Source organism: Methylobacterium sp. C25, assembly GCF_021352225.1.
Taxonomy (GTDB): domain Bacteria; phylum Pseudomonadota; class Alphaproteobacteria; order Rhizobiales; family Beijerinckiaceae; genus Methylobacterium.
This window is the reverse complement of record NZ_JAAUVI010000007.1, coordinates 107309-131516: the sequence shown is the minus strand read 5'-3', so window position 1 is coordinate 131516 and position 24208 is coordinate 107309. Positions and strand designations below refer to the sequence as shown.

Genomic DNA, 24208 nt, shown 5'->3' with positions numbered 1-24208 from the left:
CTGCCATCCTGGCGCCGCGCGCTCTTCGAGACCGAAGCGCGCCGCTCTCGCAAAGGTGAGGCCCTGCGTGCCGGAGGCCTTTATCGAGCTTGGACGCGACCTCGGCGAATAGAACCGCCCGGCTGCCGAAGTCTCTATCGGTATCGAGACACCTCGGTCCAAGTTGCGCAGCGTCGCGATCCGCAGGTGCAAGCCCGCACCGAAGCATTCGTCACGAGCGATAGAACTGTCGCGCTTCGCTCCTATGGGATCTGGCGAGCGGGCTTCAGCCAACGAATCGAGACAGGACCACCATGATCTCACGACGCACCCTACTCGGCGCCGCCATCGTTCTCGCGACGATCTCGGGAGCCGCCGCCGAGGGCGGTCTCGGCGAACGGCGGGCAATCACGGCCTACCAGCAGGAGAAATACCCTGCGCTCCTCAAGGCGATTCAGGATGCGGCGGGCTTCGCCGTGCCGGTGGAGGTGAACTGGGACCAGCTCGCCGTGGCGGGCGACGCGAAATACTACGCCGATGACGGCTATTTCGGGAAAACCATCTTCGAGCCGCTCGCGGCCGGCCTGAAGGAGGTCGGCAAGGACGACATGGGCCGCCAGGCACTCAAGGCCAAGCTCAAGTCGATCCGCGTGCGCTACGACGAGAAGACCTCGTCCAGTAATTACCTCGGCAGCCTGAAGTTCGACGGCGGCGTACTGGACGTGAACTGGCGGCCCTTCGCGAACACGCAGGACTTCAAGCCCCGCGTCGACGCCATCGTGCAGCTTCTGGAAAAGAACCTCTGATCCATACCCCGGCCGAGCCGAGCGCCCCTCTCCCTTCTGGGAAGGGGGGCGTTCCTCGTGAATGTGATCGGCTCCCCCATCCTCGCCTTCCCGCGAGGCCTCCGCTGCGCTCCGGCAGCACGGTGCGAGACGGCCAGATACGCATGCCGGCAAGCCGTTCCTGATCCCCATCACCGCCGCATATCGAAGAGAGTCTCACCATGACCGCATCCACCGAACGCGCGCCTTCTCCATCCGAAGGGGGAGGCTGGAAGCAGATCCTCTGGTCGATCGTCGGGCTCGTTGCCCTGGCCGGCATCCTGGTCGCCAGCGCCGTCTACACGCTGCCGGCGCTCATGACGGACTGGCAGGTCCATGGAAGCGCGCGGATCGTCGAGGATGGCCGCGTGAGCGATGCCAAATGCACGAGCAAGCTCGTCTTCCACATCTGCAACGCCACGATCGGCCTGCAGACGCCGAAGGGACGGATCGAGCATCGGGTGAACTACGTGTTCACGGACGTCCATGTCGGCAATTACAGCGTCTCGGTGATGGCGGATCCGGCGCATCCCGAGCTGGCGACGACGGATCTCGGCCTGAACCAGCTCTGGAACCGCACGATCACGCTCGTCGTCGGCGCCGGGGCCATCGTCGCGATCATCCTCGGAGCGATCGTCGGCACCCTGCGCCGCCGTCGGCGCCCCGCCGAAGCCGGCGCCTGATCGAGGCCCTTCGCTATCGAGCCATGGTGCGGTTGCGCACCTCGCAGCAAGATCCACCGCACTTATGCGCCGAAAGCGAGCCTCCGCCGCTTGAACAAGCGGCCAGAACGCTCGATCTTGCTGGGGACGGGATCGCGATGGCGTCGCGGTTCCTGCAGCCCCTCCAGGCTGCGTTCCTCCCAAGACTTCGGGCCGCCCCTCTCAACAGGGCGGCCTTTTTTCTGCGTGGGACACTGTGTCGGCGACTCAGGTCTGCTGGGACGCCGGCATCGGTCTGCGATCCTCCCGCTGCAATCGCACGATCGTTTCCCGCAGCCATCGTTGCGCCGGCACCTCGTCGTTCGAGGCGTGCCAGATCATCGAGATCGCCATATCCGGCAGCGCGATCGGCGCCGGGCTCACGGTCAGCCCCATGGAGTCGCCGAAGAAGCGGGCGAGCTGCGAAAGCATCGTCGCGATCACGGGAGCCTGCTGCAGCACGAACGGCATCACGGTGAAGCGCGGCGAGGTCATCGCGATCACACGCGTGAGGCCGATCTTGGCCAGCGCATCGTCCACCACGCCATGCGGGGTCTCGACGAGGCTGGTCAGCAGGTGCGGCAGCCGCACGTAATCCTCGAGCGAGATCGGCGGCGTTACGCCGACGAGATCGGCGTTGAACACGCAGAGATAGTTCTCCCGGTAGAGCACGCGCCTCTTGTGGTGGGTCTGACCCTGCTCGAACACGCCGATGCCGAGATCGACCCGGCCGGTATCGAGATCCTCCAGGATGCGCAGCCGGTCGACGGTGTGCAGCAGAAGCTTCACCCCCGGCGCCACCGCCCGCAGATGCGCCACGAGCTGCGGCATGAGCAGGACCTCGGTCGAATCCGGGATGCCCAGGGTGAAGGTGACGTCCGCCGTTGCCGGATCGAAGGCCTGGGGCGGCGCGACGATCGCCTCGATCTGCGCCAGGGCCGCCCGCACCGGCTGGACCAGCGCCAGGGAGCGCGGCGTCGGCCGCATGCCTTCCGGCGCCCGCGTCAGGATCTCGTCGTGGAAGACAGTCCGCAAACGACCGAGCGCATGGCTCATCGCCGACTGGCCGATGCCGACCCGCGACGCTGCTCTCGTCACGCTGCGCTCGGTGAGTAGAGCATCGAGGGCGACGAGCAGGTTCAGGTCGAGCCTGGCAAGATGAATGTGATCGATACTCATTATGCATGCAATCTGTTTGATTAATTGGTGCAGCGCAAACAGATTGTGCTCACGAAACGGCGGACAGCCCGCCGGCCCGTTGAGGATCACACCATGTCGAACCGTATCGCCACCATCACCACTGCCGCCGCCATCGCCCTCGCCGCTCTCGCCACCCCTGCCCTCGCCGACGAAACCGCGGGCGCCAAGACGGTCGGCGCGATGACCTTCGAGACCCGCGGCATCGCCGTCAATGCGATGCAGGTTGGCCGCCAGGGCGGTTTTGCCACCGCCGGCACCGTGCGCTGGACGGCAACGCCGGCCGAGCAGGCCTCGGCCGTCATCCACAATGCCGGCAGCGTCGGCGCCCTGACGCTCGAAACCCTCGGCCTCGCCACCAATCCCGGTGAGGTTGGCCGTCAGGGCGGTGCCCGGACCGCGGCCGCCGTCCGTTGGACCTCGGCGCCGGCCGAATAAGCAAGAGCGGGCGGAAGGCACTCCTTCCGTCCGCTTCGCGACGACCTTTCCCACCAAACCACCTCAGGATGAGGTTGTTGGGTGGGATCGCCTGTCGGAAGCTGCCCACTCGCGGATGACATCGCACCGCAACGGCGATACCTCCGGGGCGACGTCCTCGCCGTTGGGAGAGCCCGATCCCCTCCGCAATTCCCGCCGTCGCGCATGGCGCGCGTCTCACGATCGATCTCGACGCGATCGTCGCGAATTGGCGGCGCCTCGGGGCGCAAGCGCCGCGGGCCGAATGCTCCGCCGTAGTGAAGGCCGACGCCTATGGCTGTGGCCTCACCGCCGTTGCCCCGGCCCTGGCGCGGGCCGGCTGCCGCACCTTCTTCGTCGCACATCTCGAAGAGGGGCTCGCCGCACGGGAGTGCCTTCCGGATGCCGACATCTACATTCTGAACGGGCTCGCGCCGGGCGCCGGCAAGAGCTTCGCGGCACACCGCCTGATGCCGGTGCTCGGCTCGCAAGAGGAGTTGGCCGAATGGGCCGGCATCTCCGACGGCGCTCTCCCAGCGGCGCTCCATGTCGATACCGGCATGAACCGCCTCGGCCTGCACATGTCCGAGGCCCTGGCGCTGGCAGGCGATCCGCTTCTCGCCCGGGCCGGCATCCGCCTGCTCGTGAGCCATCTCGTCAGCGCCGAGAAACCGGATGAGCCGATCAACGCGCGCCAGATCGAGGCCTTCGCGGCGGTGAGGCAGGCGCATCCCGGCATCCCGGCTTCGCTCGCCAATTCCTCCGGCGTGTTTCTCGGCGCCCCGGCCCATCACGAGTTGCTGCGGCCCGGCTACGCGCTATTCGGCGGCAACCCGACGCCCTATCGCGCGGAAAACCCGATGCGTCCGGTGGTGCGGCTCGAATCGCCGATCCTGCAGATCCGCGACGTCGAAGCCGGCGACACTGCGGGCTATAATGGCCGCTGGCAGGCTCCTTCGCCCCGCCGCCTCGCAACGCTCTCCCTGGGTTATGCCGATGGCTACCCGCGCTCGGGAAGCCAGACCGGCCACGCCTTGGTCGGTGGCGTCCTCTGCCCGATCCTCGGCCTGATCTCGATGGACCTGATCATCCTCGACGTCACCGACGCGCCCGGCGCCCGGCGCGGTGTCATGGCCACCTTGATCGGCGACGGTCTCGACGTCGATACGGTCGGCGAAGCGGCAGGAACCATCGGATACGAGATCCTGACGGGTCTAGGTTCTCGTTATGTTCGCAGCTATACTGGCGGCTGAGCTTCGCCGCCCATTCCACCCAACCACCTCATCCTGAGGTGCTTCGAGGCTTCGCTCCGCTTCGCGCCTCAGGATGAGGGTGTGAGTGGGCTAACCCTCGCTCGCGCACGGCATCGTCGATGGCAAAGATCCACCAGACCTTCGTCTGCCAGTCCTGCGGGGCGGTCTACAATCGCTGGCGCGGACGCTGCGAGGCCTGCAACGGCTGGAACACGATCGTCGAGGAAACCGGCACGACCGGCCCCGCATCGGGCCCTGTTGCGACCCGCCCTTCCCGGGCGCGGGGCCGCGTGTTTCCGCTCGAAGGCCTGACGGGGGAGGCCAAGGAGGCGCCGCGCACGCCCTCGGGCATCGCCGAGCTCGACCGGGTCACCGGCGGCGGCTTCGTGCGCGGCTCGGTGATCCTGATCGGCGGCGATCCCGGCATCGGCAAGTCGACCCTGCTGATGCAGGCCGGCGCCGCCATGGCCTTCCGCAAGGAGCGCGTCGTCTACATTTCGGGCGAGGAGGCGGTCGGCCAGGTGCGGCTGCGGGCCGAGCGCCTTGGCCTCGCCGACCGCGAGGTCGAGCTCGCCGCCGAGACCAATGTCGAGGACATCGTCGAGACGCTCTCTCAAGGGCGCCCGCCTGCGCTGGCCATCATCGACTCGATCCAGACCATGTGGACGGAGACGGTGGAATCCGCGCCCGGCACGGTCACGCAGGTGCGCTCCTCGGCCCAGGCCCTGATCCGCTTCGCCAAGACGACCGGCACCGCGGTGATCCTGGTCGGCCACGTCACCAAAGACGGCCAGATCGCCGGCCCGCGCGTCGTCGAGCACATGGTCGACGCGGTCGCCTCCTTCGAGGGCGACCAGGGCCACCACTTTCGGATTTTGCGCGCCGTCAAAAATCGCTTCGGCCCGACCGACGAGATCGGCGTCTTCGAAATGACCGATGGCGGCCTCGCGGAGGTGCCGAACCCTTCCGCGCTCTTTCTCGCCGGGCGCGACCATGCGGCGCCAGGCACCGCCGTCTTCGCCGGCATGGAGGGGACGCGTCCGCTTCTCGTTGAAATCCAGGCGCTCGTCGCGCCCTCCTCGCTCGGCATGCCGCGCCGCGCGGTGGTGGGCTGGGACCCGAACCGGCTCTCGATGGTGCTTGCGGTGCTGGAGGCCCATGGCGGCATCCGGCTCGGCGCGCATGATGTCTACCTCAATGTCGCCGGAGGCCTGCGCATCACCGAGCCCGCGGCCGACCTTGCCGTCGCGGCGGCCCTCGTCTCCTCCATGTCGGGCGCGGCCCTGCCCGCGGAGACGGTCTATTTCGGCGAGCTCGGGCTGTCCGGCGCAGTCCGTCCGGTTTCGCAGGCCGTGGCGCGGCTGAAGGAGGCGGAGAAGCTCGGCTTCTCGAAGGCCGTCATGCCCCAGGCCCGCAGCGAGGTCGGTGAGCGTGGGATGCAGACGGAGGCCCTGCGGCACATCGCGGATCTCGTCGCCGGCATCGCCTCCGGCGCGCCGCGCGGCGGCCGGCGCAAGGCGGCACGGGACTGGCCGAGCGACGACGACTGAAAGAGGCTGGCCTCAGTGCCCTGACGGCTTCTCAGGCTCGGTCGTCTTCGCCTGCGGCTCAGCGGCCGGCGCAACCGCGAGATCGGGCTGCAGCAGCGACAGCGTGATGGCGCGGGTGACGTGCTCGGCCATGCAGCGCAGGCCGAGATCGTTCAGCCGGAAGTGCCGGCCGAGCATGTGCGTCTCGCTGCCCTTGTCGGCGCTGGCGGAGAGGAAGCGCATCGCCTCGTAGCGGCGCACCAGCGGGACGCCCTGCGCCACCGCCACGTCCTGCACCTTGTGTACGAGCCCGTTATACGACTCGTCCTCGGCGACGCTCTGAGTGAAGAGCGGGTCGATCAGCACCACATCGATATGGTGCGACTTGATCCACTCCACCGTGTCCTTCAGCGCATCGGCGAAGGCATCGGCATCCACGCGCGCCAGCGCATCGTTGGTGCCGACCTGCCAGACAACGAGATCCGGCTCGACCTCGGCAACCATGGTGCGAAGCCGCTCGCCGGCGCCGCTCGCCACCTCGCCGGAGAGCCCGCGCGAATCGATCTGGACGTCGACGTTGGGAAGCGAGCGCTCGAGGGCGTTCTCGAGCCGTACGGGATAGGAGGCCGAGGCGCCGAGGCCTGAAGAGGACGAGCCCACGGAGAGCACGCGCACCGGGCGCTTCTCCTTGAGGGCATGCTTCACGGCGGCGAGCCGGGCGAGTGTGTAGAGCTTGGAGCCCGGAACGCGGCATTCCGGCGAGAGGCTAAGGTCGACGCCCTCGATCGGCACGGCGCCGGGGGCGGCCGCAGGCGGATGCGGCGGCGACACGACGGTCGCGGCGCCTTCGGCGAGGGCAGAGGCTGCCGAAACGGTGAGGAAGAGGCCGAGCGCGGCCACACCTACGGCGCGGCAGGAGCGACGGCCGCCTTCTTCGGCTTGCGGGAACGCCATTCGACGAACCATGCAGTGAAACCCAGAGCGAACAGGCCGGAGCCTACGACCGAAACGTCGACGAATATACCACCACCGTACTGAAACCTCACGAACTGCGCGGCGAGGCTCAGAAGCGATCCCATCGAAAAGACCGCGAGGGAGTTCCGCCCGAGGCTTGCAAGGAAGCGCGCGATCGGCCCGATCCAGGGGGATACCCACCGGTAGACCGCCTGGAAGGCCAGGAGAACACCACAGAAATGGATCAGCCGTGCCGGCGACAGGTAGGTTTTGTCGAAGGTAAAAATAAGGCGTGGCTCCGGCACCATCAGCGGATCGGGCCGGATCTCGAAGACGGCCAGCACGATCCCGACGACGACGATGACGATGCCGAGCGGCATCAGTCGGAAGCACCAGACGCGGAAGCGCGGCCACTCGCGGCTCCAGCCCTGCAGGCAATAGCCGAGCATGAGCAGCAACTGCCAGCAGAACGGGTTGAAGAACCAGTCGCCCTCACCCGGCCAGGACGGGACATCCCACTCGAAGACGAGGCTCGCCGCGTAGAGGCTGAAGGACAGGAACAGCGCGCCGGCCCGGCTCACCCGCGACATCAGCACGAAGACCGGCGCCACCGCGATCAGCACGACGTAGAGCGGCAGGATGTTGAAGTAGCCGAGCTGGTAGGTCAGCAGCACGAGGCCGACCATCGACTGGATCGGGTCGGCGAAGAAGCCGCCGGCATTGTGCCATTCGAGGATCAGCGGGTTGTCGAGCAACAGCGCCGTGCCCGCGATCATCGCGAGCGCCAGCACCATGATGATCACCTGCGCACGATAGACCTCGACCGTTCGCGACAGCAGCCGCAGGATCGAGGTCAGCGCCGGCTCGGGCCGTCCTTCGCGGTCCGTCGTGGCGATGCCGATCGACCAGCCGGCGAGGAACACGAAAAGCTCGGCGGCATCCGAAATGCCGTACTGGGAATAGGTCCAGCGCTCGAAGGTGTTGCCGGGGATGTGGTTGACGAAGATCGTGATGAGGGCGAAGCCGCGCCAGAAATCGATCGCGTTCGGTCCACGCATCGGGCTCCCGACTCCGGCGAAGGTTGCATGATGACGCTCAAACGAGAGCGCGGACGGATGTCACGAGACGAAGGCGCGCCGTGATACGGCTCCTGTCACGTTCTGGAAAGTGGAACCGCCGCCGCAGTTCCCGTGCATGCGAACGGCGGCTGTCACATGTTAAGATGTACCGTTGCCCAAAAGTGACTGTATTTTGCATACAAGCCCGTTAAACAGGCAGCGTCCGTTCCAGAGACCACGGACTACCTCAGCCAGCGCGTCCAACTCGGGCGCGCTGTTTGTTTTTTGGGCGAACGTCATGCCGTCGCGCCCATTCGATGGGCAGCGTGCCAGGACTGGAGCCCGGCGAGCGTGACCACGCCATTCGGCCAGACCGCGCCGGCAAGATGCTGATGCGGCTGCCCAGGCTCACCGAGATCGGACACCGCCGAGAAGGCGCCGTCGAGGCGATGGCTCTCCGTGTACCGGCTGCGGGTGGCCAGCACCGCGAGACCCGCATCGAGCGCCGAACGGATGCCGGCGGCGGAATCCTCGAAGGCGATGCCCTCGGACGGAGCGATGCCGAGCCGCTCAACGGCGATGTCGAAGATGTCGGGCGCAGGCTTCTTGTGGGCCGCCTCGTCTCCCGCCGCGATGACGTCGAATGGAGTGCCGCCCTCGGGAAAATTGATAGCGATCAGCCGGTCGAGGTTCAGTCGCGTCGTCGTCGTCGCCACGGCCAACCGGACGCCGGCGGCACGCGCCTCGGCGATCAGCCGACCGATGCCCGGCCGAAGCGCGAGATGGCCCGTCTCGATCAGTTCGCCATAGATGCGGGTCTTGAGGTGATGGATTTCGGGCATCCGCGAGGCGAGCGCACCGTCATCCTCGGGATGCGTTTGCGCAATATAGTGCAGCAGCCGCTCCTTGCCGCCCATGACCTTGAGCAGTTCGGCATAGACCTCCGGGCTCCACCGCCAGTCGAGTCCGAGTTGCGCGAAGGCGCGGTTGAACGCCTGCCTGTGCAGGTCTTCGGTCTCGGCCAGCGTACCGTCGACGTCGAAGATCAGCGCCTTCAGCATCGCAGGCCGTCTCGGCCGGTTGCCGTATTCGCGCCCTCGCGGATCGCCGCGATGTTGCGGGCGTAGGCACTCGGGCCGCCGCTGAACACGCCGGAGCCGGCCACGAAGACATTGGCGCCGGCCCGGGCCGCCTCGGCGACGGTCGCCGGAGTGATGCCGCCGTCCACCTCGATGTCGATGGCGCGCCCCGCGACCATGGTGCGCACGCGCGAGACCGTCTCCAGAGCCGATGGCAGGAAGCTCTGGCCGCCGAAGCCGGGATTGACCGTCATGCAGACGACGAGGTCAACCATGTCGAGCAGAGGCTCGACCATCGCGGCCGGCGTGCCGGGATTGAGCGCGATGCCGGCTCGCTTGCCGAGCGCCCGGATCGTCTGCAGCGAGCGGTGGATGTGCGGCCCCGCCTCGACATGCACGCTGATCGTGTCCGCGCCGGCATCGGCGAAGGCCGCGAGATAGGGATCGGCCGGCGCGATCATCAGATGCACGTCGAAGTGCTTTTTCGTGTGTGGACGCAGCGCCTTCACCAGGGCCGGCCCGAAGGTGATGTTGGGCACGAAATGCCCGTCCATCACGTCGAGATGGATCCAGTCCCCGCCGGCCTCGTCGACGGCGCGAACCTCTTCCCCGAGCCGGGAGAAATCAGCCGACAGGATGGAGGGGGCGATGATGGTCATGGGGTCCTCGATGGGGAACGCAGATGGCGCGCGACCCGGCCCGTAGAAGTGTGCAATGCAAAACTAAGGCGCGGGTTGCCGCCGATGTAGTGGTCTTTCGTCCGGGCAGGAATGCCGCGAGGACCGCAATGTCATCCCAGCCTGCGCTTGCGCTCGACGAGTTGCATGATCATCGGCGTCAGGATCAACTGCATGGCGAGATCGAGCTTCGAGCCCGGAATCACGATGGAATTCGCCCGGCTCATGAACGAGTCGTGGATCATCGAGACGAGATACGAGAAATCGATCCCGTGCGGATCGCGGAAGCGGATCACCACCATCGATTCGTCGGCGGTCGGGATCCAGCGCGCGATGAACGGGTTCGAGGTATCGACCATCGGCACGCGCTGGAAGTTGATGTCCGTCCAGGAGAATTGCGGGCAGATCGTCTGCACGTAATCCGGCATCCGGCGCAGGATCACGTCGGTCACGGCCTCGGTGGAATAGCCGCGGATCGAGCGGTCCCGATGCAGCTTCTGGATCCATTCGAGGTTGATGACCGGCACGACGCCGATCTTCAGGTCCGGGTAGCGGGCGAGGTCGATGGTGTTGTCGACGACGCAGCCATGCAGGCCCTCATAGAAGAGCAGGTCCGAGCCGGGCGCGAAGTCCTGCCACTCGGTGAACTTGCCCATCGGTACGCCGAGCCGGGCGGCGTCGACCTCATCATGGGCGTAGGACCGCGTCCGGCCCTCGCCGGATTCGCTGTACCGGCGGAAGGTTTCCTCCAGCGCAGGCAGCAGGTTGGCGCGCGGCGCGAAGTGGCTGAGATGCGGTTCCTCGGCCATGCGCGCACGCATGGTGTCGCGGTCGAAGGCATGGAAGCCGTCGCCCTCGATATAGACCGCGCTCACGTCCTCGCGTCGAAAGATCTGCTCGAAGGTGTTGCGCACGGAGGTCGTGCCGGCACCCGAGGAGCCCGTGACCGAGATGATGGGATGACGCGCCGACATCGTGACTGGGCTTCCGGGGGCCGTAGGGGCGCTTAGCTTCGCATCAGGCCGCGCTGGCCGAACAGAGGAGAGCGGCCGGCGGCGGGCTGACGACCGTCATAATACGCCTGAACGCTGGAGACCTCTTCCTTCGAGCCGAAAACCAGCGGCGAGCGCTCGTGGATCTTCTTGGCGACGACGTCGAGGATGCGGCCGCGCCCGTCCGTGGCGGCAGCGCCGGCCTGCTCCATGACGAAGGCGATCGGTGCGGTCTCGTAGAGCAGGCGCAGGCGGCCCTGCTCGTAGCCCTTGCGGCTGTCGCCGGGATACAGGAACACGCCGCCGCGGATCAGCACACGCTGGGCGTCCGCCACCAGGGCTGCGGTCCAGCGCATGTTGAAGTTGCGATCGCGCGGCCCCTCGTCCCCGCGCATGCAATCCTCGATGAAGGCGCGCACCGGCGTGTCCCAATGGCGGCCGTTCGAGGAGTTGATCGCGTATTCGTTGGCGCTCTCGACGACCTGGAGCGCGTCATGGGTCAGCGTGAAGACCTTGGCCGCGCGGTCGAGCGTGAAGATGCGCGTGCCGTTGCCGAGCGTGATTACGAAGGTGGTCGCCGGCCCGTACACGGTGAAGCCGGCGGCCGTCTGCGTGGTGCCCGGCGTCTTGAACGAGGCGTTCGGATCCTTCGGGTCCGACACCACGGGGCGGATGCCGAAGATCGTGCCGACCACCATGCCCACGGCGATGTTCGACGAGCCGTCGAGCGGGTCGATCGCCACGGCGAGCGGCGCGCCGGGATTGAGGACCATGACGTCCTCGGCCTCTTCCGAGCAGACCTCGGCGACAGGGGCCGTTTTCAGGGCTTCGGTGAAGCGCTTGTGGGCGATGACGTCGAGCGCCTTCTGCACGTCGCCGTCGCTGTTGGTCTCGCCCTGCGCGCCGAGATCGCCGGCGAGCGCGCCGCGCCCACAGACTTCGCTCACGTCGATCGAGGCGGCGGCAAGCGCCAGCAGGGTCTTTGCGGTGTCGGCGAGGCCGGACTCACGCGCCACTTCCGCGTCGAGATACTCGGAAAGCGTTGAGCCGATCGTGATCGCCATGTGCTGAACCCAAATCCCCATACGAATGCCGGGCAAGGCCTGCGGCGCAGTCCCGATTGGCCAGATGATATCCCGCCGCCGCTCGCCAGTACCAGATCCGGTGCACGAGGCCGCGAAATAATCTGACCAAACTTGTGGTGCCGCGCAAAAAAACTAAAAGCGGCCTATGCGCAACCTCTCGCTCAAGCAGTTGCAGGCCGTCGCCGCCGTCGCCCGGCTCGGGACCATGACACGTGCGGCGCAGGAGCTGAACGTGACCTCGGCCGCGCTCTACGCGCGCATCCGCCAGTTGGAGGACGAGGCCGGCCTGCTGCTCTTCGACCGCACGCCCACCGGCCTCAAGCCAACCGATGCCGGCCGCGAGATGCTCTGGGCGATCAACAGCATCAATACCGTCCTCGAGACCTGCACCGAGCGGCTGCGGACGCTGAAAGGTGCCGGCGGCGGCCGCGTGGCGCTCGGCGTGGTCTCGACGGCGAAGTACTTCGCGCCGGCCGTGATCGCCGGATTCATGGGCTCGCATCCGCAGGTCGAGATCAACCTCACCGTGGGCAACCGCACCGGCACGGTGGATGCGCTGCGCAATTACGAGATCGATTTCGCGATCATGGGCCGGCCGCCGCGCGACTTCGCGATCGAGGCGGAAAGGTTCGGGCCGCACCCCCTCGTGCTGATCGCCGCGCCGGACCATCCGCTGGCCGGCAAGACGGGCCTCACGCGCGAGGACATCGCCGACCAATCCTTCCTCGTGCGCGAGGAAGGCTCGGGGACGCGCGCGGTCTTCGAGGAATTCATGAACGGCGTGATGATCCGCCGGGCGAGGCTCGGGATCGATGCCGGGTCCAACGAGACCCTGAAACAGGCGGTGATGGCCGGGCTCGGCATCGCCCTGCTCTCCTCGCACACGGTATCCGCCGAGCTCGCCAGCGGGCGCCTGGTGCTTCTCGATGTGCAGGGGCTGCCGATCCGGCGCGACTGGTACGTCGTGCGCCGCGCCGACAAGGTCCTCGGGCCGGCCTCGGACTCGTTCTGGCACTACCTCGTCCAGGAGGGCGAGGGCTTCCTGCCCGGGATCGACGAGATCATCAGACAGGCCTCGCCCGAGCAGGTCGAGCCGTGAGCCAGGCGGGCGTCGTCATCGTCGGGGCCGGCCAAGCCGGCCTGCAGACGGCCGCGAGCCTGCGCGAGGCGGGATTTGCCGCTCCGATCACCGTGGTCGGCGACGAGGATGCGCTGCCCTATCAGCGTCCTCCTCTCTCGAAAGCCTATCTCGCCGGCAAGACCGACGCTGAAGGCCTGCTGCTGCGGCCGGCCTCGTATTTCACCGAGCATCGCATCGCGCACCGCCGGGCGCGGGCCGTGCGCATCGATCGGGATGCCCGGACGCTCGGACTCGATGACGAGTCGGAGCTCGCCTACGACCACCTCGTCCTCGCCACGGGCTCGCGCAACCGCGCCCTCCCGGTGCCGGGAGCCGATCTGCCCGGCGTCTACCAGCTCCGCTCGCTCGCCGATGCCGACCGGCTGCGCGAGGCGCTCGAGGCCGCCGCCCGGATCGTAGTGGTGGGCGCGGGTTTCATCGGGCTCGAATTCGCCGCCGTCTGCGCCGGACGCGGCCTCGCCGTCACGGTGGTCGAGGCGGCCGAGCGCGTGATGGAACGCGCGGTTTCGGCCGAAACCTCCGACGCGTTCCGGATCGCGCACGAAGCCATGGGCGTGACGTTCCGCCTCCGGGCCGGCGTCGTCGCGATCGAAGGCCATGAGGGCCGCGCCGCCGCGGTCGTCCTGGCAGACGGCGAAAGCATTCCGGCCGACCTCGTCCTCGTCGGTGTGGGCGTGTTGCCCAACCAGGAGCTTGCCGAGCGGGCCGGGCTGGCGGTTCGGGACGGCATCGAGATCGACGCCTTCCTCACGACCTCCGATCCGGCCATCTCGGCGATCGGCGACTGTGCCCGCTTCCCGACGCGGTTCGCGGCCGGGATGTCGCGCGGCGACCGTGTGCGGATCGAATCCGTGCAGAATGCCATCGACCAGGGCCGATGCCTCGCCGCGCGGCTGACCGGGCGGCCGAGCGCCTACGATGCGGTGCCGTGGTTCTGGAGCGACCAGGGCCGGCACAAGCTGCAGATCGCCGGCCTTGCGGAGACGGGCGACGGCAGCGTCGTGCGCGGTGGTGGAGAGGCCTTCTCGGTGTTTCGCTTCCGAGACGGGCGGCTCTGCGCCGTCGAATCCATCAACCGGCCGGCCGAGCACATGGCGGCCCGCCGCATCCTCGCACTGGGCCGGGCGCTGACCCCGGCGCAGGCAGCCGAGCCGGCCTTCGACCTCAAGGCCCTGGCGACGGCCGGCTGAATCCCGTCAGCGGTCGTTCTCGGTGGTCAGGCTATCGAGCCGCGTCCCCTCGTCGGCGCCACGGCGGCCGAGCCGCACCCCGGCCGAGCCGTCATCGGTGAAGATCACGCCGGCCGTCGCGAGCGCGCTGCGCAACGCCTCGATCTGCCCGGAGGGCGGGTCGCTCAGCCGACCTTCGTAATCGCGCACCATCGCCTCGCCGAGGCCGACCTTGGCTGCGAGATCACCGACCGACCAGTCGATCAGCGCGCGACCTGCACGGCACTGCTCCGGCGTCATCGTATTGGGCAAGCGGCCGCTCGCCCCTCCCTCATCCGATCCGGACACTCGCGCACTCCTTGCCGCCCTCGAAACCCGCTCGAACCCGGAGACCGGCCCCGAGAGCCTCGACAACACGAAGAGGCCGGGGATCGTTGCAACGGCGGGTGCGACAACGAGGGAACGGCCGTCCTCGACCTTATTTGCGCTCGATTCCTATCGGATGCGCGGTCCGCTACGTGCCTCGGAAAGGTACGAGACCGACTTTCCATCGACGCCGCAGCGCTGCGAACCAAGGGGGCTTCACCATGAAAAAGATTCTAGCCGTCGCGCTGACGGGCGCAATCCTGGCCGCCGCTCCGGCGTCGGCACAGATGAGCGGCGTGCGCAATCTCGGTCAGGGGCAGCAGCAGGAGAAGAAGCCGCAATACGTCCCCGGCGCCAAGGCGCAGGAGAAGGTGTTTCCGCTCGGCACCACCTGGACCGCGGTGAGCCTGAACGGGAAGCCCTTCGGCGGCAGCGACCGGCCGAGCTTCATCATCGACACGCAGTACCGTGCCCGCGGATATGGCGGCTGCAACACCTTCGCGGCGACCGCCTTCCCGCTGAAGGAGCAGCATCTGGCCGTCGGGCCGCTCGCGATCACCAAGAAGTCCTGCGACAAGGCGCTGGCCGCCAGCGAGACCGCCTTTCTCACGGCCCTGCGTACGGCAGGCGTCTGGGACATCGTCGGCTCCCAGCTCGTGATCAAGAGCCAGGCCGGCGAGCTGCGCTTCGACCGCTCGCTGTGACGGTGTCGCCCTCCCGGGCGCCTTTAAGTCTTCATTGACGACAATCCGCGGTCGCGACCGCGGATTCAGAACTCCCTCAGACTGATTTCGTCATTCTGGCCCTGTCGAGCCTGCCCGTCCTGGGTGGCTCCATGGAGCTCGGGACCGATGAAGATCGTGCAGGCAGGTCGGCAGTCGATCGTCCGGGCCTCTGCGCGCACGGCCACGGCCCGCTACGTCACGACCCGAGGCTTCGACGAGAACGCCGCTTTCCTCGCGCTCGGCGTGACGATCTTCGCCTCCTTCCTGCTCGTGTGCTGCGCCATCGTCCTGCGCGGCTGATCCGCTTCCGGCGGCGATTGATCGGTCGATAGGCGCCGCGGAAGTAAATTCTCCGCTTGCCCAAACCGGCGATACCGTTCTTCTCCGCTTGGCCGCAGTGCGGAGGAAATCAAGAAAAGAATTGCTTTAGAGGGGCTTAGGTCAATTGCTCCTGCCGCGGTGACGCGATATCCGGTCGCTCCGAGAAGTCTGGTGGAACATCGGCGTCGCCGGCCCATATTCGGCGCACGTGCATCCAAGGCTTCCAACCTTCTTGCCTTGGACGATCAGGAGACCCGTGATGGCCGACGATACCACTGCAGCGCGCAAGCCGGGCCACGGCCGCATCTACGGCTCGATCACCGAAACCATCGGCAACACGCCGCTCGTGCGCCTCAACCGGCTGCCGAAGGAGCACGGTGTCGATGCCGAGATCCTGCTGAAGCTCGAATTCTTCAACCCGATCGCCAGCGTGAAAGACCGTATCGGCGTCAACATGATCGATGCGCTCGAGGCTTCCGGTCGGCTCAAGCCCGGCGGCACGCTGATCGAGCCGACCTCCGGCAATACCGGCATCGCGCTGGCCTTCGTGGCCGCCGCCCGCGGCTACCGTCTGATCCTGGTGATGCCCGAGACCATGTCGATCGAGCGCCGCAAGATGCTCGCCTTCCTCGGCGCGCAGCTCGAACTGACCCCCGGCCCGCAGGGCATGAAGGGCGCCATCGCCCGGGCCGAGGAACTCCACAAGGAGATCGACGGCTCGGTCATTCCGCAGCAATTCTCGAACCCGGCCAACCCCGAGATCCACCGCAAGACCACGGCGGAGGAGATCTGGAACGACACCAACGGCCAGCTCGATGCCTTCGTCGCCGGCGTCGGCACCGGCGGCACCGTGACCGGCGTCGGCCAGGTGCTCAAGCCGCGCCTGCCGAACCTGAAGGTCTTCGCCGTCGAGCCGACGGATTCCCCGGTGATCGCCGGAGGCCAGCCCGGCCCGCACAAGATCCAGGGCATCGGCGCAGGCTTCATCCCGGACAACCTCGATCGCTCGATCCTCGACGGCGTGCTCGCCGTCACCAACCAGCAGGCCATCGAAACCGCCCGCCAGCTCGCCAAGCTCGAAGGCATCCCCGGCGGCATCTCGACCGGCGGCAACGTCGCGGCGGCTCTCGAACTGGCGAAGCGGCCCGAGTTCAAGGGCAAGCGCATCGTCACCGTCGCCTGCTCCTTCGCGGAACGCTACATCTCCTCGGTGCTGTTCGAAGGCATCGGCTAGCACGCACGCGTCGCGCCGGGGATCGATGTCCTCGGCGCGTGCCGCCTGGCGGCATCATTCCATTGCGGTGATCCCCGAGGGTCACCGCTGAGAGACCGGCGCCCGTCCAGCGGCGATCCCGGCTGGATCGACCGGGGTTCGTGCGTCGTGTTCTCGAATGGCTATTTCCATCTGAAGGTCCTGAGCCGCCGGCCGTGGATCAGGGTCGCGCTGTTCTGCTTCGCTGCCGTCGTCGCGGCTCTGGCGGCTTCGGCGCTCGGACCATTCATCCCGTCGAGCATCGCCTCCTCGATCGGCTCGGAAGCCGTCGACCAGATCCTGTCGATCCTGGCGACGAGCATGCTGCCGGTGGCGACCTTCTCGCTGTCGACCATGGTTCAGGCCTATGGCTCGGCGACCAGCAACGTCACGCCGCGCGCCGTTCCGCTCCTCCTGCAGGACACCCGCGCCCAGACGGCGCTGGCGAGCTTCATCGGCGCCTTTCTCTATAGCGTGGTCGGCCTGATCGCGCTGAAGACCGATTACTACGGCCAGCAGGGCCGCGTCGTCGTCTTCGCCGTGACGCTCGTCGTGATGGTGCTCGTGGTGGCGACGCTCATCCGCTGGATCGACACGCTGTCCGAACTCGGACGGGTCGGCACGACGATCGATCTGATCGAAGCGGCGGCCGGCGAAGCCCTCAAGCGCCGAGCCGAGATGCCCTATCTCGGCGGCCGTCCCTGGCGGCCCGCTCCGGCTGGCTCCGAAGGCGTCGCGTCCCGCGAGACCGGATACGTCCAGCACGTGGATACGCGCAGCCTCGATGCCTGGGCCGAGAAGAAGGGCGTCGAGATACATCTCGCCGTCGTTCCCGGCAGCTTCGTCCATGGGGGCTGCCCGATCGCCGAGGTCACCGGCTCGCTCGACGAGGACGATCATGCGATCGTGCGCCGGGCCTTCGTCGTCGGCGATCGGCGCGTCTACGAGAACGATCCCCGCTTCGGCATCATCGCGCTCTCCGAGGTCGCCTCCCGTGCCCTGTCGCCGGCGGTGAACGATCCCGGCACGGCGATCGACGTGATCGGCACGCTGGTGCGCGTTCTGGAGATCTGGGCCACCCGCGACCGTTCGATTGCGGAAGAACCCGACTTTCCGCGCCTCTACGTCCTGGGATTGACGGTGGAAGACCTGTTCGAGGACGGCTTCACGCCCATCGCGCGGGATGGCGCCGGCCTCGTCGAGGTCGGCATCCGCTTGCAGAAGGCCCTGGCGGCCCTCGGACGGATCGGAGGTCCTGACTTCGCGCCGACGGCCGAGCGGCATGCCTCACTCGCCATCAAGCGCGCTCAGGCCAGCGGCATGATCTCGGAAGACGTCGAGGCGATCACGGCGGCCGCTGGGCGCTCGTAGCCGTCGGCCGGAAGAAACCTCTCCCGTCGCGATCCGTTGAGAAGGAAGGCCCGGAGACGCCTCTCGGCGTTGCCGGGCATGGCATCCGCGGGGTCAGCGTGAGCAACACCACAACAAGCCGCGATCGCAAGCATGGCGATCCGCATGACGGATCGCGATCCGGCGACGAGAAGAAGAAGAACGTGGCGCCGGACGCCGTCAAAGATCCCAATCAGAAGACCGAGGGCAAGCCGGGGCTTCCCTCGGATTCCGGCCAAGGCAGGGATGCCGACCCGGGCGGCGGTTAAGCCGCTTCCGCGACCACGCGGTTCCGGCCGTCGGCCTTGGCCCGGTAGAGGGCGTCGTCCGAGCGCTTGAGCATGTCCGACGCGCTGGTGTCGCTCGTATGCCGGGTCGCGACGCCGACGGAGACCGTGACGTTGATCAGATTCGTCCCACGCTGGATCGGGAACGGCAGACACTGAACCCGATCGCGGATGCGTTCACCGGCAGCCTGGGCATCGGCCAGGGTCGCCCCCGGCATGACGATCACCACTTCCTCGCCGCCGAAGCGCGCGACGACGTCGATGCCGCGGGTATGCTGGCGGACGCGATCGGCGAAGGCCTTCAGGACCTCGTCGCCGGCCTCGTGGCCGTAGGTGTCGTTGATCGACTTGAAGCGGTCGATGTCGAGGATCAGGCAGGCGAGGCCGAGCGCCTGGGCGCTCGCTGCCCCGAAGAGTGGGCCGAGTTGGCGATCGAGATAGCGGCGATTGTGCAGGCCAGTCAGCTCGTCGGTCACCGCGAGTTCGATCGAGGCCTGCACGGCATCGCGCAGGGTCGCCGAGAAGCGCCGGCGGCGGACCTGGGTCCGCACCCGGGCAATCAGCTCATTCCGGTCGACCGGACGCAACAGGTAGTCGTGCACCCCGAAATCGAGCCCGCGGGTGAGGCGTGCCATGCCGTGCGTCTCGCCGATCATGATCAGCGCCATGTCGCGCGTGCGGTCGAGCGAGCGGAGCTGGCTGCACAGCCGGAGGCCGTCGGCGCCATCGAGGTCGATGCTGATCAGCGCCAGGTCGAAATCGCCCTCGGTCGCGCTCATCAGTGCACGCTGGGGGTCGCTCTCGATGGTCACCGTATGGTGCTGGGACAGAGCGGTGGCCATGCGGTCGGCGGCACTCGGGCGATCCTCGACGAGCAGGATCCGGGCACCCTGGCCGGTCTCGGCGGCGGCGAGCGCGAAGGGATCGCCCATGCCGAGCTGGCGAGAGGCCAACGCGCGGCTGCGGAGTTCGTCCTGAACCGCCTTGAGCCTCAGCAGGCTGCGTACCCGCGTGAACAGCGCGGTGTCGTCGATGGGCTTGGTCAGGAAGTCATCGGCGCCGGCGTCGAGGCCGCGCAGCCGGTCGGAGGGTTCGTCCAGCGCCGTGACGATCACCACGGGAAGATGCGCCGTCGCCGGGTCGGTCTTGAGCCGCCGGCAGACCTCGAACCCGTCCATGCCGGGCATCATCACGTCGAGCAGCACGATGTCGCACAGGCCCTTCTCGCAGATCGCGAGGGCCTCGGGTCCGTTCATGGCGGAGACGACGTCGAAATACTCCATCGAGAGCTTGGTCTCGAGGAGCCTCAGATTCGGCAGCAGGTCGTCGACGATCAGGACACGGGCGGACATATGGTCTCCTACAGCCCCCTTTCCGACGGCCCCGGCGGGGTCAGACGTCTTCGCCGAGATATTTGCGCACGGTCGCGACAAACTTCGCCACCGAGATGGGCTTCGACAGGTAGGCCTCGCAGCCGCCTTCCCGGATGCGCTCCTCGTCACCCTTCATGGCGAAGGCAGTGATGGCGATGACGGGGATATGGCGCAGCTCCTCGTCGTCCTTCAGCCACTTGGTCACCTCGAGCCCCGAGACCTCCGGAAGCTGGATGTCCATCAGGATGAGATCGGGCATATGCTTGCGGGCGAGCTCGATCGCCTCGATGCCGTTGGCGGTCTTAAGGGTTGCGTAACCATGAGCTTCGAGAAGATCGTTGAAGAGCTTCATGTTCAGCTCGTTGTCTTCAACGATGAGAACGGTTTTCGACATGGCCCCCAATTCTCCGGGCTCCCGCGACCTCGCCTCGGTCGCCCTGTGTTCGTATTCCTCTTAAGTGATACTCGTTGATGAAACGCAAATTTGATCATGGAGACCAGGGAACCGAGTCTCTTGCACTCGAGGTGCTGGTCTGGCTCGCGGGCGACGAAGACAGACTGTTTCCGTTCCTGCAGGCGAGCGGACTGAACCCGGGAACGGTGCGCGAGAGCGCGCGCGATCCGGCCTTCCTCGCAGCCGTCCTCGACCACGTCATGGGCGACGAGACGCTCCTGCTCGCCTGCGCCGATGCGCTCGATGTGAAGCCCGAAACGATCGCGACGGCCTGGCGGCGGCTGCAACCGCCGGATTTCGACCACACCCTCTGAGAGTTCGGCCCTGAAAGTTTGGCTCTACTTGGCGAGCTCGCGAAGCCCGAGACGGATCAGCGTCTTGGCCTCGGCTCCCTCGGGAGCGCTCTTCAACACGGTGGCGATGGCGGCAGAGGCCTGGATCTGCGGATAGCCGAGATTGACCAAAGCCGAGATCGCGTCCGCCACAGGCTGCGGCGCGGTGCGCTCCTCGACCGCGCCCGTCAGCGCGATCAGCGCCGGATCGGCCGGCGAGAAGGACGGGGCCTTGTCCTTCAACTCGGCCGCGAGCCGCGCCGCAAGGCGCGGACCGACCCCCGGGGCGCGCGCGATCGCGCCCTTGTCACCTGTCGCGAGCGCGGTGGCGAGCGCGCCCGGCTCCAGGACCGACAGTACTGCAAGCGCGACCTTCGATCCGACGCCCTGCACGGTCTGCAGCAGCCGGAACCACTCGCGCTCGGCATCCGAGCGGAAGCCGTAGAGCCGGATCATGTCCTCGCGCACGTGGGTCTCGATGGCGAGATCGGCCGGCTCGCCGGGCTTCGGCAGCCGCTGCAGGGTGCGCGCCGAGCAATGCACCACGTAGCCGACACCCTGCACGTCGAGGATCACGAAATCCTCGCCGTAGGAATCTACGATGCCCTTGAGCTTGCCGATCATGTCGATTCCGTGCGGACCCGGTTCGGGCGCTGATGCGGGACTTGGTTCCCAGGCCCGCCTGCCATATCCGATACGCCGACGAAGCCGACAAGGTGAGCCTGACACCCCCATGAAGCCGACGATCGCCCTCGCCGTCCTGGCGCTTCTCGCCGTTGCGCCTGCCCCATCGCGGGCGCAGGACGCGCCGGCTGGCCTGAGCAAGGACCCGACGCAGGTGAAGCCGGGCAAGTACCGCCTCGACCCGGCGCACGGAAAGATCACCTGGTCGCTCAGTCATCTCGGCTACTCGACCTATTACGGCCAGATCACCGACGTCGCGGCGGAGGCGACCTTCGATCCGAAGGAGCCGGCCAAGAGCACGCTCTCGGTCACGATCAACACGGCGAGCGTCAACGGCCTCAACGACAAGCTGAACGAGCACCTGAAGGCGCCGGATTTCTTCGACGTCGAGAAATTCCCGCAGGCGAGCTACGTCAGCACCTCCATCGAGCCGACAAGCCCGACCACGGCCCACGTCAACGGCGAGCTGACGATCAAGGGCGTCACGCGGGTCGTCTCGTTCGACGCCACCTTCAACCAGGCCGGCGTGAACCCGGTCGACAAGGTCTACTCGGTGGGTTTCGACGGCCGGGCCGTGATCCGCCGCTCCGATTTCGGCATCAACGCCTTCCTGCCCATCCTCGGCGACGAAGTTCAGTTGCGGCTCGAAGGAGAATTCAAGGCACAGCCTTAATCCGTTTGCGGTCAGGAAACGTTCACGATATGTGCTGATGGTGGATGCGTCGCGGGTCGCCCGCCGCGCCGGAGGCACCATGACGACGGACGTCCGCATCCTCGGCATCGATCCCGGCCTGCGCCGCACCGGCTGGGGCCTGATCGCCACGAAGGGCACCAAGCTCGCCTATCTCGCCTGCGGCGTCGTCACCTCCGACGGCGACCTGCCGCTCGCCCTTCGCCTGCGCGAGCTGCACGAGGGCATTACGCGCGTCGTCGGTGACCACACGCCGGACGAGGTCGCGGTGGAAGAGACCTTCGTCAACAAGGACGCGCAGGCGACGCTCAAGCTCGGCCATGCCCGCGCCGTGGCCCTGCTGGTGCCGGCGCTCGCCGGGCTTCCCGTGTCCGAATATGCGGCGAACCTGGTGAAAAAGACGGTCTGTGGATCGGGCCATGCCGAGAAGGTCCAGATCCAGGCGATGGTGCGCTTCCTGCTGCCGAAGGCAGAGTTCAAGGTTGCCGACGCCGCCGATGCGCTCGCCATCGCCATCACCCATGCAAACCACCGCGGCGCACATTCGCTGAAGCGGCTGCACGCGGTCGATGCCGCGCAGGGCCCAGGCGCGGCCCGCATCGCCGCGGCACTGGCCCGCCAAGCTTAACGCTCGTTTCGAGACCCGGACGCAGCGAACGCGACCGATCTCGTCTGTTTTTCGAGCGAGGCAGCAGCATTTGCGGAGCGTTCGGCAAACTTTCCAAATAAAATTTGGGACCAATCGGGATCTCAGTCGTTAGCAGACCAGAACGAGGCCGGTGCGAACCGGTCTTTTGATCAATCCCGAGACCCGGAGTTCATTGAATGAAGCGCATTTTACTCGTTGCAGCCCTCGCCGTTTCTCCGCTCGTGCTCGCCGGTACTGCCGATGCTCAGGGCACCCTGCGTGGCGCGCAGCGCGGCGCCGAGGATGGTAACCGGGCAGCCGGACCGGTCGGCGGTGTCGTCGGCGGTGCCGTCGGCGCAGCGACTGGCACCGTGGGTGGTGTGCTCGGCGTCGATCCGGATGCCCGTGAGGCGCGCGAAGAGCGCATGGAGCGTCGCGACCGCCGCATGATGCGTGGTGAGCGCCCGGTGCGCCGCTCCACCGATTACTGATCCGCGCTGCCGTCCCTGACGGCGCGATTGTTTCGAGCCCCGTCGCCGAAAGGCGGCGGGGCGTTTTTGATGGCTTTGTTCAGTCGCCGCTCACACGCAGCAGCACCTTGCCCCGCGCTTCGCGCCTCTTGAGGATGCCGAAAGCCTCCTCGTAATCCGCGAGGGGCAGCACACCGTGGATCCTGGCCCGCAGCCGCCCCTCCGCGGCCCAGGCGAGAAGCTGCTCCTGGTTGGCGCGATGCGTGCCCGGCTCGCGTTCCACGAACGCACCCCAATGCACGCCCTGGACCTCGACGCCCTTGAGCATGATGACGTTGAGCGGGAATTTGGGGATCTCGCCGGCTGCGAAGCCGATGACGAGGTAGCGTCCTTTCCAGCCGAGCGACCGTAGCGCCGGCTCGGCCTGGTCGCCGCCGACCGCGTCGTAGACCACGTCGACGCCTCGCTCGCCCGTCAGCCGGCGCAGGGCCTCGCGGATGTTGTCGGCGGCGTAGTCGACGAGATCGTCGGCCCCGTGCTCGCGCGCCGTCTCCAGCTTTCCAGGCGACGAGGCGCAGGCGATCACCCGCGCGCCGAGGATCTTTCCGATCTCCACTGCCGCGAGTCCAACGCCACCGGAGGCACCGAGCACGACGAGCGTTTCGCCGGGCTGGATACGCGCCCGGTCACGCAGAGCGTGCAGCGTGGTACCATAGGTGATGGTCAACCCGGCCGCGATCTCGTCGGAAAGGCCGTCCGGCACCCGCGTCAGGCGGCGCGTCTCGACGGCGACACGCTCGCGGCAATTGCCGTGAGTCGCATGGACGATGACGCGATCGCCGACCGAAAACCCTTCTACCCCCTCGCCGAGCGCTTCGATGACACCGCTGGCTTCCCCACCCGGCGAGAACGGCAGGTCCGGCTTCACCTGGTAGCGGCCGGCGATGATCAGCGTGTCGGCAAAGTTGAGCGCCGCGATGGTGATCCGCACCAGGGCCTCCCCCGAGCCGGGCATCGGATCCGGCAGGTCTTCGATCGACAGTTCCTCCGGCCCACCGAGCCGGGTGCACATCAAGGCTTTCATTCAATGCTCCCCCTCGCCGGCCCGGATGGCCGAAGCGCGGGCAAAAATCGACAGGTGT

At 67.3% G+C, this 24208-nt stretch carries 28 protein-coding genes; 16 read left to right on the top strand and 12 right to left on the bottom strand.

Annotated elements, in window-relative coordinates; translation table 11 throughout:
- The first annotated feature begins 293 nt into the window (after positions 1 to 293).
- Positions 294 to 785, top strand: a complete 492-nt coding sequence (locus HCU64_RS17490) for a hypothetical protein (protein WP_233385429.1) — start codon at positions 294 to 296, stop codon at positions 783 to 785.
- A 200-nt stretch (positions 786 to 985) separates the two neighbouring features.
- Complete coding sequence (locus HCU64_RS17485; RefSeq protein ID WP_233385428.1) at positions 986 to 1486, top strand: hypothetical protein; 501 nt, start codon at positions 986 to 988, stop codon at positions 1484 to 1486.
- Positions 1487 to 1732: 246 nt separating this feature from the next.
- Here the strand turns inward: HCU64_RS17485 and HCU64_RS17480 are convergent, their stop codons facing one another.
- The gene (locus HCU64_RS17480) at positions 1733 to 2683 is read right to left on the bottom strand and encodes a LysR family transcriptional regulator (RefSeq protein ID WP_233385427.1); all 951 of its coding nucleotides are present in this window, start codon (positions 2681 to 2683) and stop codon (positions 1733 to 1735) included.
- A 93-nt stretch (positions 2684 to 2776) separates the two neighbouring features.
- Here HCU64_RS17480 and HCU64_RS17475 point away from each other — a divergent pair, with 93 nt between their 5' ends.
- The 3 genes from HCU64_RS17475 (at position 2777) to radA (ending at position 5960) form a co-directional block, all read left to right on the top strand.
- Positions 2777 to 3139, top strand: coding sequence for a hypothetical protein (locus HCU64_RS17475; RefSeq protein ID WP_233385426.1), 363 nt, complete (start codon positions 2777 to 2779; stop codon positions 3137 to 3139).
- A 176-nt stretch (positions 3140 to 3315) separates the two neighbouring features.
- Positions 3316 to 4410, top strand: a complete 1095-nt coding sequence (gene alr / locus HCU64_RS17470) for an alanine racemase (RefSeq protein WP_233385508.1) — start codon at positions 3316 to 3318, stop codon at positions 4408 to 4410.
- Positions 4411 to 4529: 119 nt separating this feature from the next.
- A complete protein-coding gene (radA, locus tag HCU64_RS17465; RefSeq protein ID WP_233385425.1) occupies positions 4530 to 5960 on the top strand; it encodes a DNA repair protein RadA in 1431 nt (476 codons plus the stop codon).
- Between the two features lie 12 nt (positions 5961 to 5972).
- On the opposite strand, the gene HCU64_RS17460 is transcribed toward radA, so the two are convergent.
- The 6 genes from HCU64_RS17460 to HCU64_RS17435 form a co-directional block, all read right to left on the bottom strand.
- On the bottom strand, positions 5973 to 6893 hold the full coding sequence (locus tag HCU64_RS17460; RefSeq protein WP_233385424.1) for an SGNH/GDSL hydrolase family protein: 921 nt from the start codon (positions 6891 to 6893) through the stop codon (positions 5973 to 5975).
- On the bottom strand, positions 6842 to 7951 hold the full coding sequence (locus HCU64_RS17455) for an OpgC family protein (RefSeq protein ID WP_233385423.1): 1110 nt from the start codon (positions 7949 to 7951) through the stop codon (positions 6842 to 6844). The genes HCU64_RS17460 and HCU64_RS17455 overlap by 52 nt, the downstream gene beginning before the upstream one ends.
- A 296-nt stretch (positions 7952 to 8247) precedes the next feature.
- Positions 8248 to 9012, bottom strand: coding sequence for an HAD-IA family hydrolase (locus HCU64_RS17450; RefSeq protein WP_233385422.1), 765 nt, complete (start codon positions 9010 to 9012; stop codon positions 8248 to 8250).
- On the bottom strand, positions 9006 to 9689 hold the full coding sequence (gene rpe, locus HCU64_RS17445; RefSeq protein ID WP_233385420.1) for a ribulose-phosphate 3-epimerase: 684 nt from the start codon (positions 9687 to 9689) through the stop codon (positions 9006 to 9008). The genes HCU64_RS17450 and rpe overlap by 7 nt, the downstream gene beginning before the upstream one ends.
- Before the next feature lie 131 nt (positions 9690 to 9820).
- Positions 9821 to 10681 (bottom strand): phosphoribulokinase, encoded by an 861-nt coding sequence (locus HCU64_RS17440; RefSeq protein WP_233385419.1) that lies wholly within the window; start codon positions 10679 to 10681, stop codon positions 9821 to 9823.
- Between the two features lie 32 nt (positions 10682 to 10713).
- Positions 10714 to 11763, bottom strand: coding sequence for a class 1 fructose-bisphosphatase (locus tag HCU64_RS17435; RefSeq protein WP_233385417.1), 1050 nt, complete (start codon positions 11761 to 11763; stop codon positions 10714 to 10716).
- Between the two features lie 166 nt (positions 11764 to 11929).
- Between HCU64_RS17435 and HCU64_RS17430 the strand changes: the two genes are divergently transcribed.
- Positions 11930 to 12883 carry a LysR family transcriptional regulator gene (locus HCU64_RS17430; RefSeq protein WP_233385414.1) on the top strand — a complete coding sequence of 318 codons (954 nt, stop codon included), beginning with the start codon at positions 11930 to 11932 and terminating at the stop codon, positions 12881 to 12883.
- Positions 12880 to 14115 carry an NAD(P)/FAD-dependent oxidoreductase gene (locus HCU64_RS17425; RefSeq protein WP_233385413.1) on the top strand — a complete coding sequence of 412 codons (1236 nt, stop codon included), beginning with the start codon at positions 12880 to 12882 and terminating at the stop codon, positions 14113 to 14115. The genes HCU64_RS17430 and HCU64_RS17425 overlap by 4 nt, the downstream gene beginning before the upstream one ends.
- A gap of 6 nt (positions 14116 to 14121) precedes the next feature.
- Here the strand turns inward: HCU64_RS17425 and HCU64_RS17420 are convergent, their stop codons facing one another.
- Complete coding sequence (locus HCU64_RS17420) at positions 14122 to 14442, bottom strand: XRE family transcriptional regulator (RefSeq protein ID WP_233385412.1); 321 nt, start codon at positions 14440 to 14442, stop codon at positions 14122 to 14124.
- A 239-nt stretch (positions 14443 to 14681) separates the two neighbouring features.
- On the opposite strand from HCU64_RS17420, the gene HCU64_RS17415 reads away from it, so the two are divergent.
- From HCU64_RS17415 to HCU64_RS17395, 5 genes are all read left to right on the top strand, one after another.
- Complete coding sequence (locus HCU64_RS17415; protein WP_233385411.1) at positions 14682 to 15164, top strand: META domain-containing protein; 483 nt, start codon at positions 14682 to 14684, stop codon at positions 15162 to 15164.
- A 147-nt stretch (positions 15165 to 15311) separates the two neighbouring features.
- Positions 15312 to 15485 carry a hypothetical protein gene (locus tag HCU64_RS17410; protein WP_233385410.1) on the top strand — a complete coding sequence of 58 codons (174 nt, stop codon included), beginning with the start codon at positions 15312 to 15314 and terminating at the stop codon, positions 15483 to 15485.
- A gap of 280 nt (positions 15486 to 15765) precedes the next feature.
- Positions 15766 to 16740: a cysteine synthase A gene (cysK, locus tag HCU64_RS17405; RefSeq protein ID WP_233385409.1), complete on the top strand. Its 975-nt coding sequence runs from the start codon at positions 15766 to 15768 to the stop codon at positions 16738 to 16740.
- Between the two features lie 147 nt (positions 16741 to 16887).
- On the top strand, positions 16888 to 18129 hold the full coding sequence (locus HCU64_RS17400; RefSeq protein ID WP_233385408.1) for a DUF2254 domain-containing protein: 1242 nt from the start codon (positions 16888 to 16890) through the stop codon (positions 18127 to 18129).
- A gap of 98 nt (positions 18130 to 18227) precedes the next feature.
- Positions 18228 to 18416 (top strand): hypothetical protein, encoded by a 189-nt coding sequence (locus HCU64_RS17395; protein WP_233385406.1) that lies wholly within the window; start codon positions 18228 to 18230, stop codon positions 18414 to 18416.
- Here the strand turns inward: HCU64_RS17395 and HCU64_RS17390 are convergent.
- Positions 18413 to 19786, bottom strand: a complete 1374-nt coding sequence (locus HCU64_RS17390; protein WP_233385405.1) for a PleD family two-component system response regulator — start codon at positions 19784 to 19786, stop codon at positions 18413 to 18415. The two genes, HCU64_RS17395 and HCU64_RS17390, sit on opposite strands and share 4 nt — an antisense overlap.
- Positions 19787 to 19826: 40 nt before the next feature.
- Complete coding sequence (locus tag HCU64_RS17385; protein WP_233385404.1) at positions 19827 to 20201, bottom strand: response regulator; 375 nt, start codon at positions 20199 to 20201, stop codon at positions 19827 to 19829.
- A 77-nt stretch (positions 20202 to 20278) separates the two neighbouring features.
- Between HCU64_RS17385 and HCU64_RS17380 the strand changes: the two genes are divergently transcribed.
- Positions 20279 to 20575 (top strand): DUF3572 domain-containing protein, encoded by a 297-nt coding sequence (locus HCU64_RS17380; protein WP_233385403.1) that lies wholly within the window; start codon positions 20279 to 20281, stop codon positions 20573 to 20575.
- A 24-nt stretch (positions 20576 to 20599) separates the two neighbouring features.
- Here the strand turns inward: HCU64_RS17380 and ruvA are convergent, their stop codons facing one another.
- Positions 20600 to 21217 (bottom strand): Holliday junction branch migration protein RuvA, encoded by a 618-nt coding sequence (gene ruvA, locus HCU64_RS17375; RefSeq protein ID WP_233385402.1) that lies wholly within the window; start codon positions 21215 to 21217, stop codon positions 20600 to 20602.
- Positions 21218 to 21326: 109 nt separating this feature from the next.
- Between ruvA and HCU64_RS17370 the strand changes: the two genes are divergently transcribed.
- The 3 genes from HCU64_RS17370 (at position 21327) to HCU64_RS17360 (ending at position 23087) form a co-directional block, all read left to right on the top strand.
- The gene (locus HCU64_RS17370) at positions 21327 to 21950 is read left to right on the top strand and encodes a YceI family protein (protein ID WP_233385401.1); all 624 of its coding nucleotides are present in this window, start codon (positions 21327 to 21329) and stop codon (positions 21948 to 21950) included.
- Positions 21951 to 22029: 79 nt separating this feature from the next.
- A complete protein-coding gene (gene ruvC / locus HCU64_RS17365) occupies positions 22030 to 22596 on the top strand; it encodes a crossover junction endodeoxyribonuclease RuvC (protein ID WP_233385400.1) in 567 nt (188 codons plus the stop codon).
- Between the two features lie 197 nt (positions 22597 to 22793).
- The gene (locus tag HCU64_RS17360) at positions 22794 to 23087 is read left to right on the top strand and encodes a hypothetical protein (RefSeq protein ID WP_233385399.1); all 294 of its coding nucleotides are present in this window, start codon (positions 22794 to 22796) and stop codon (positions 23085 to 23087) included.
- A 79-nt stretch (positions 23088 to 23166) separates the two neighbouring features.
- Here HCU64_RS17360 and HCU64_RS17355 read toward each other — a convergent pair whose 3' ends face one another.
- Positions 23167 to 24150: an NADPH:quinone oxidoreductase family protein gene (locus HCU64_RS17355; RefSeq protein ID WP_233385397.1), complete on the bottom strand. Its 984-nt coding sequence runs from the start codon at positions 24148 to 24150 to the stop codon at positions 23167 to 23169.
- Positions 24151 to 24208 lie beyond the last annotated feature (58 nt).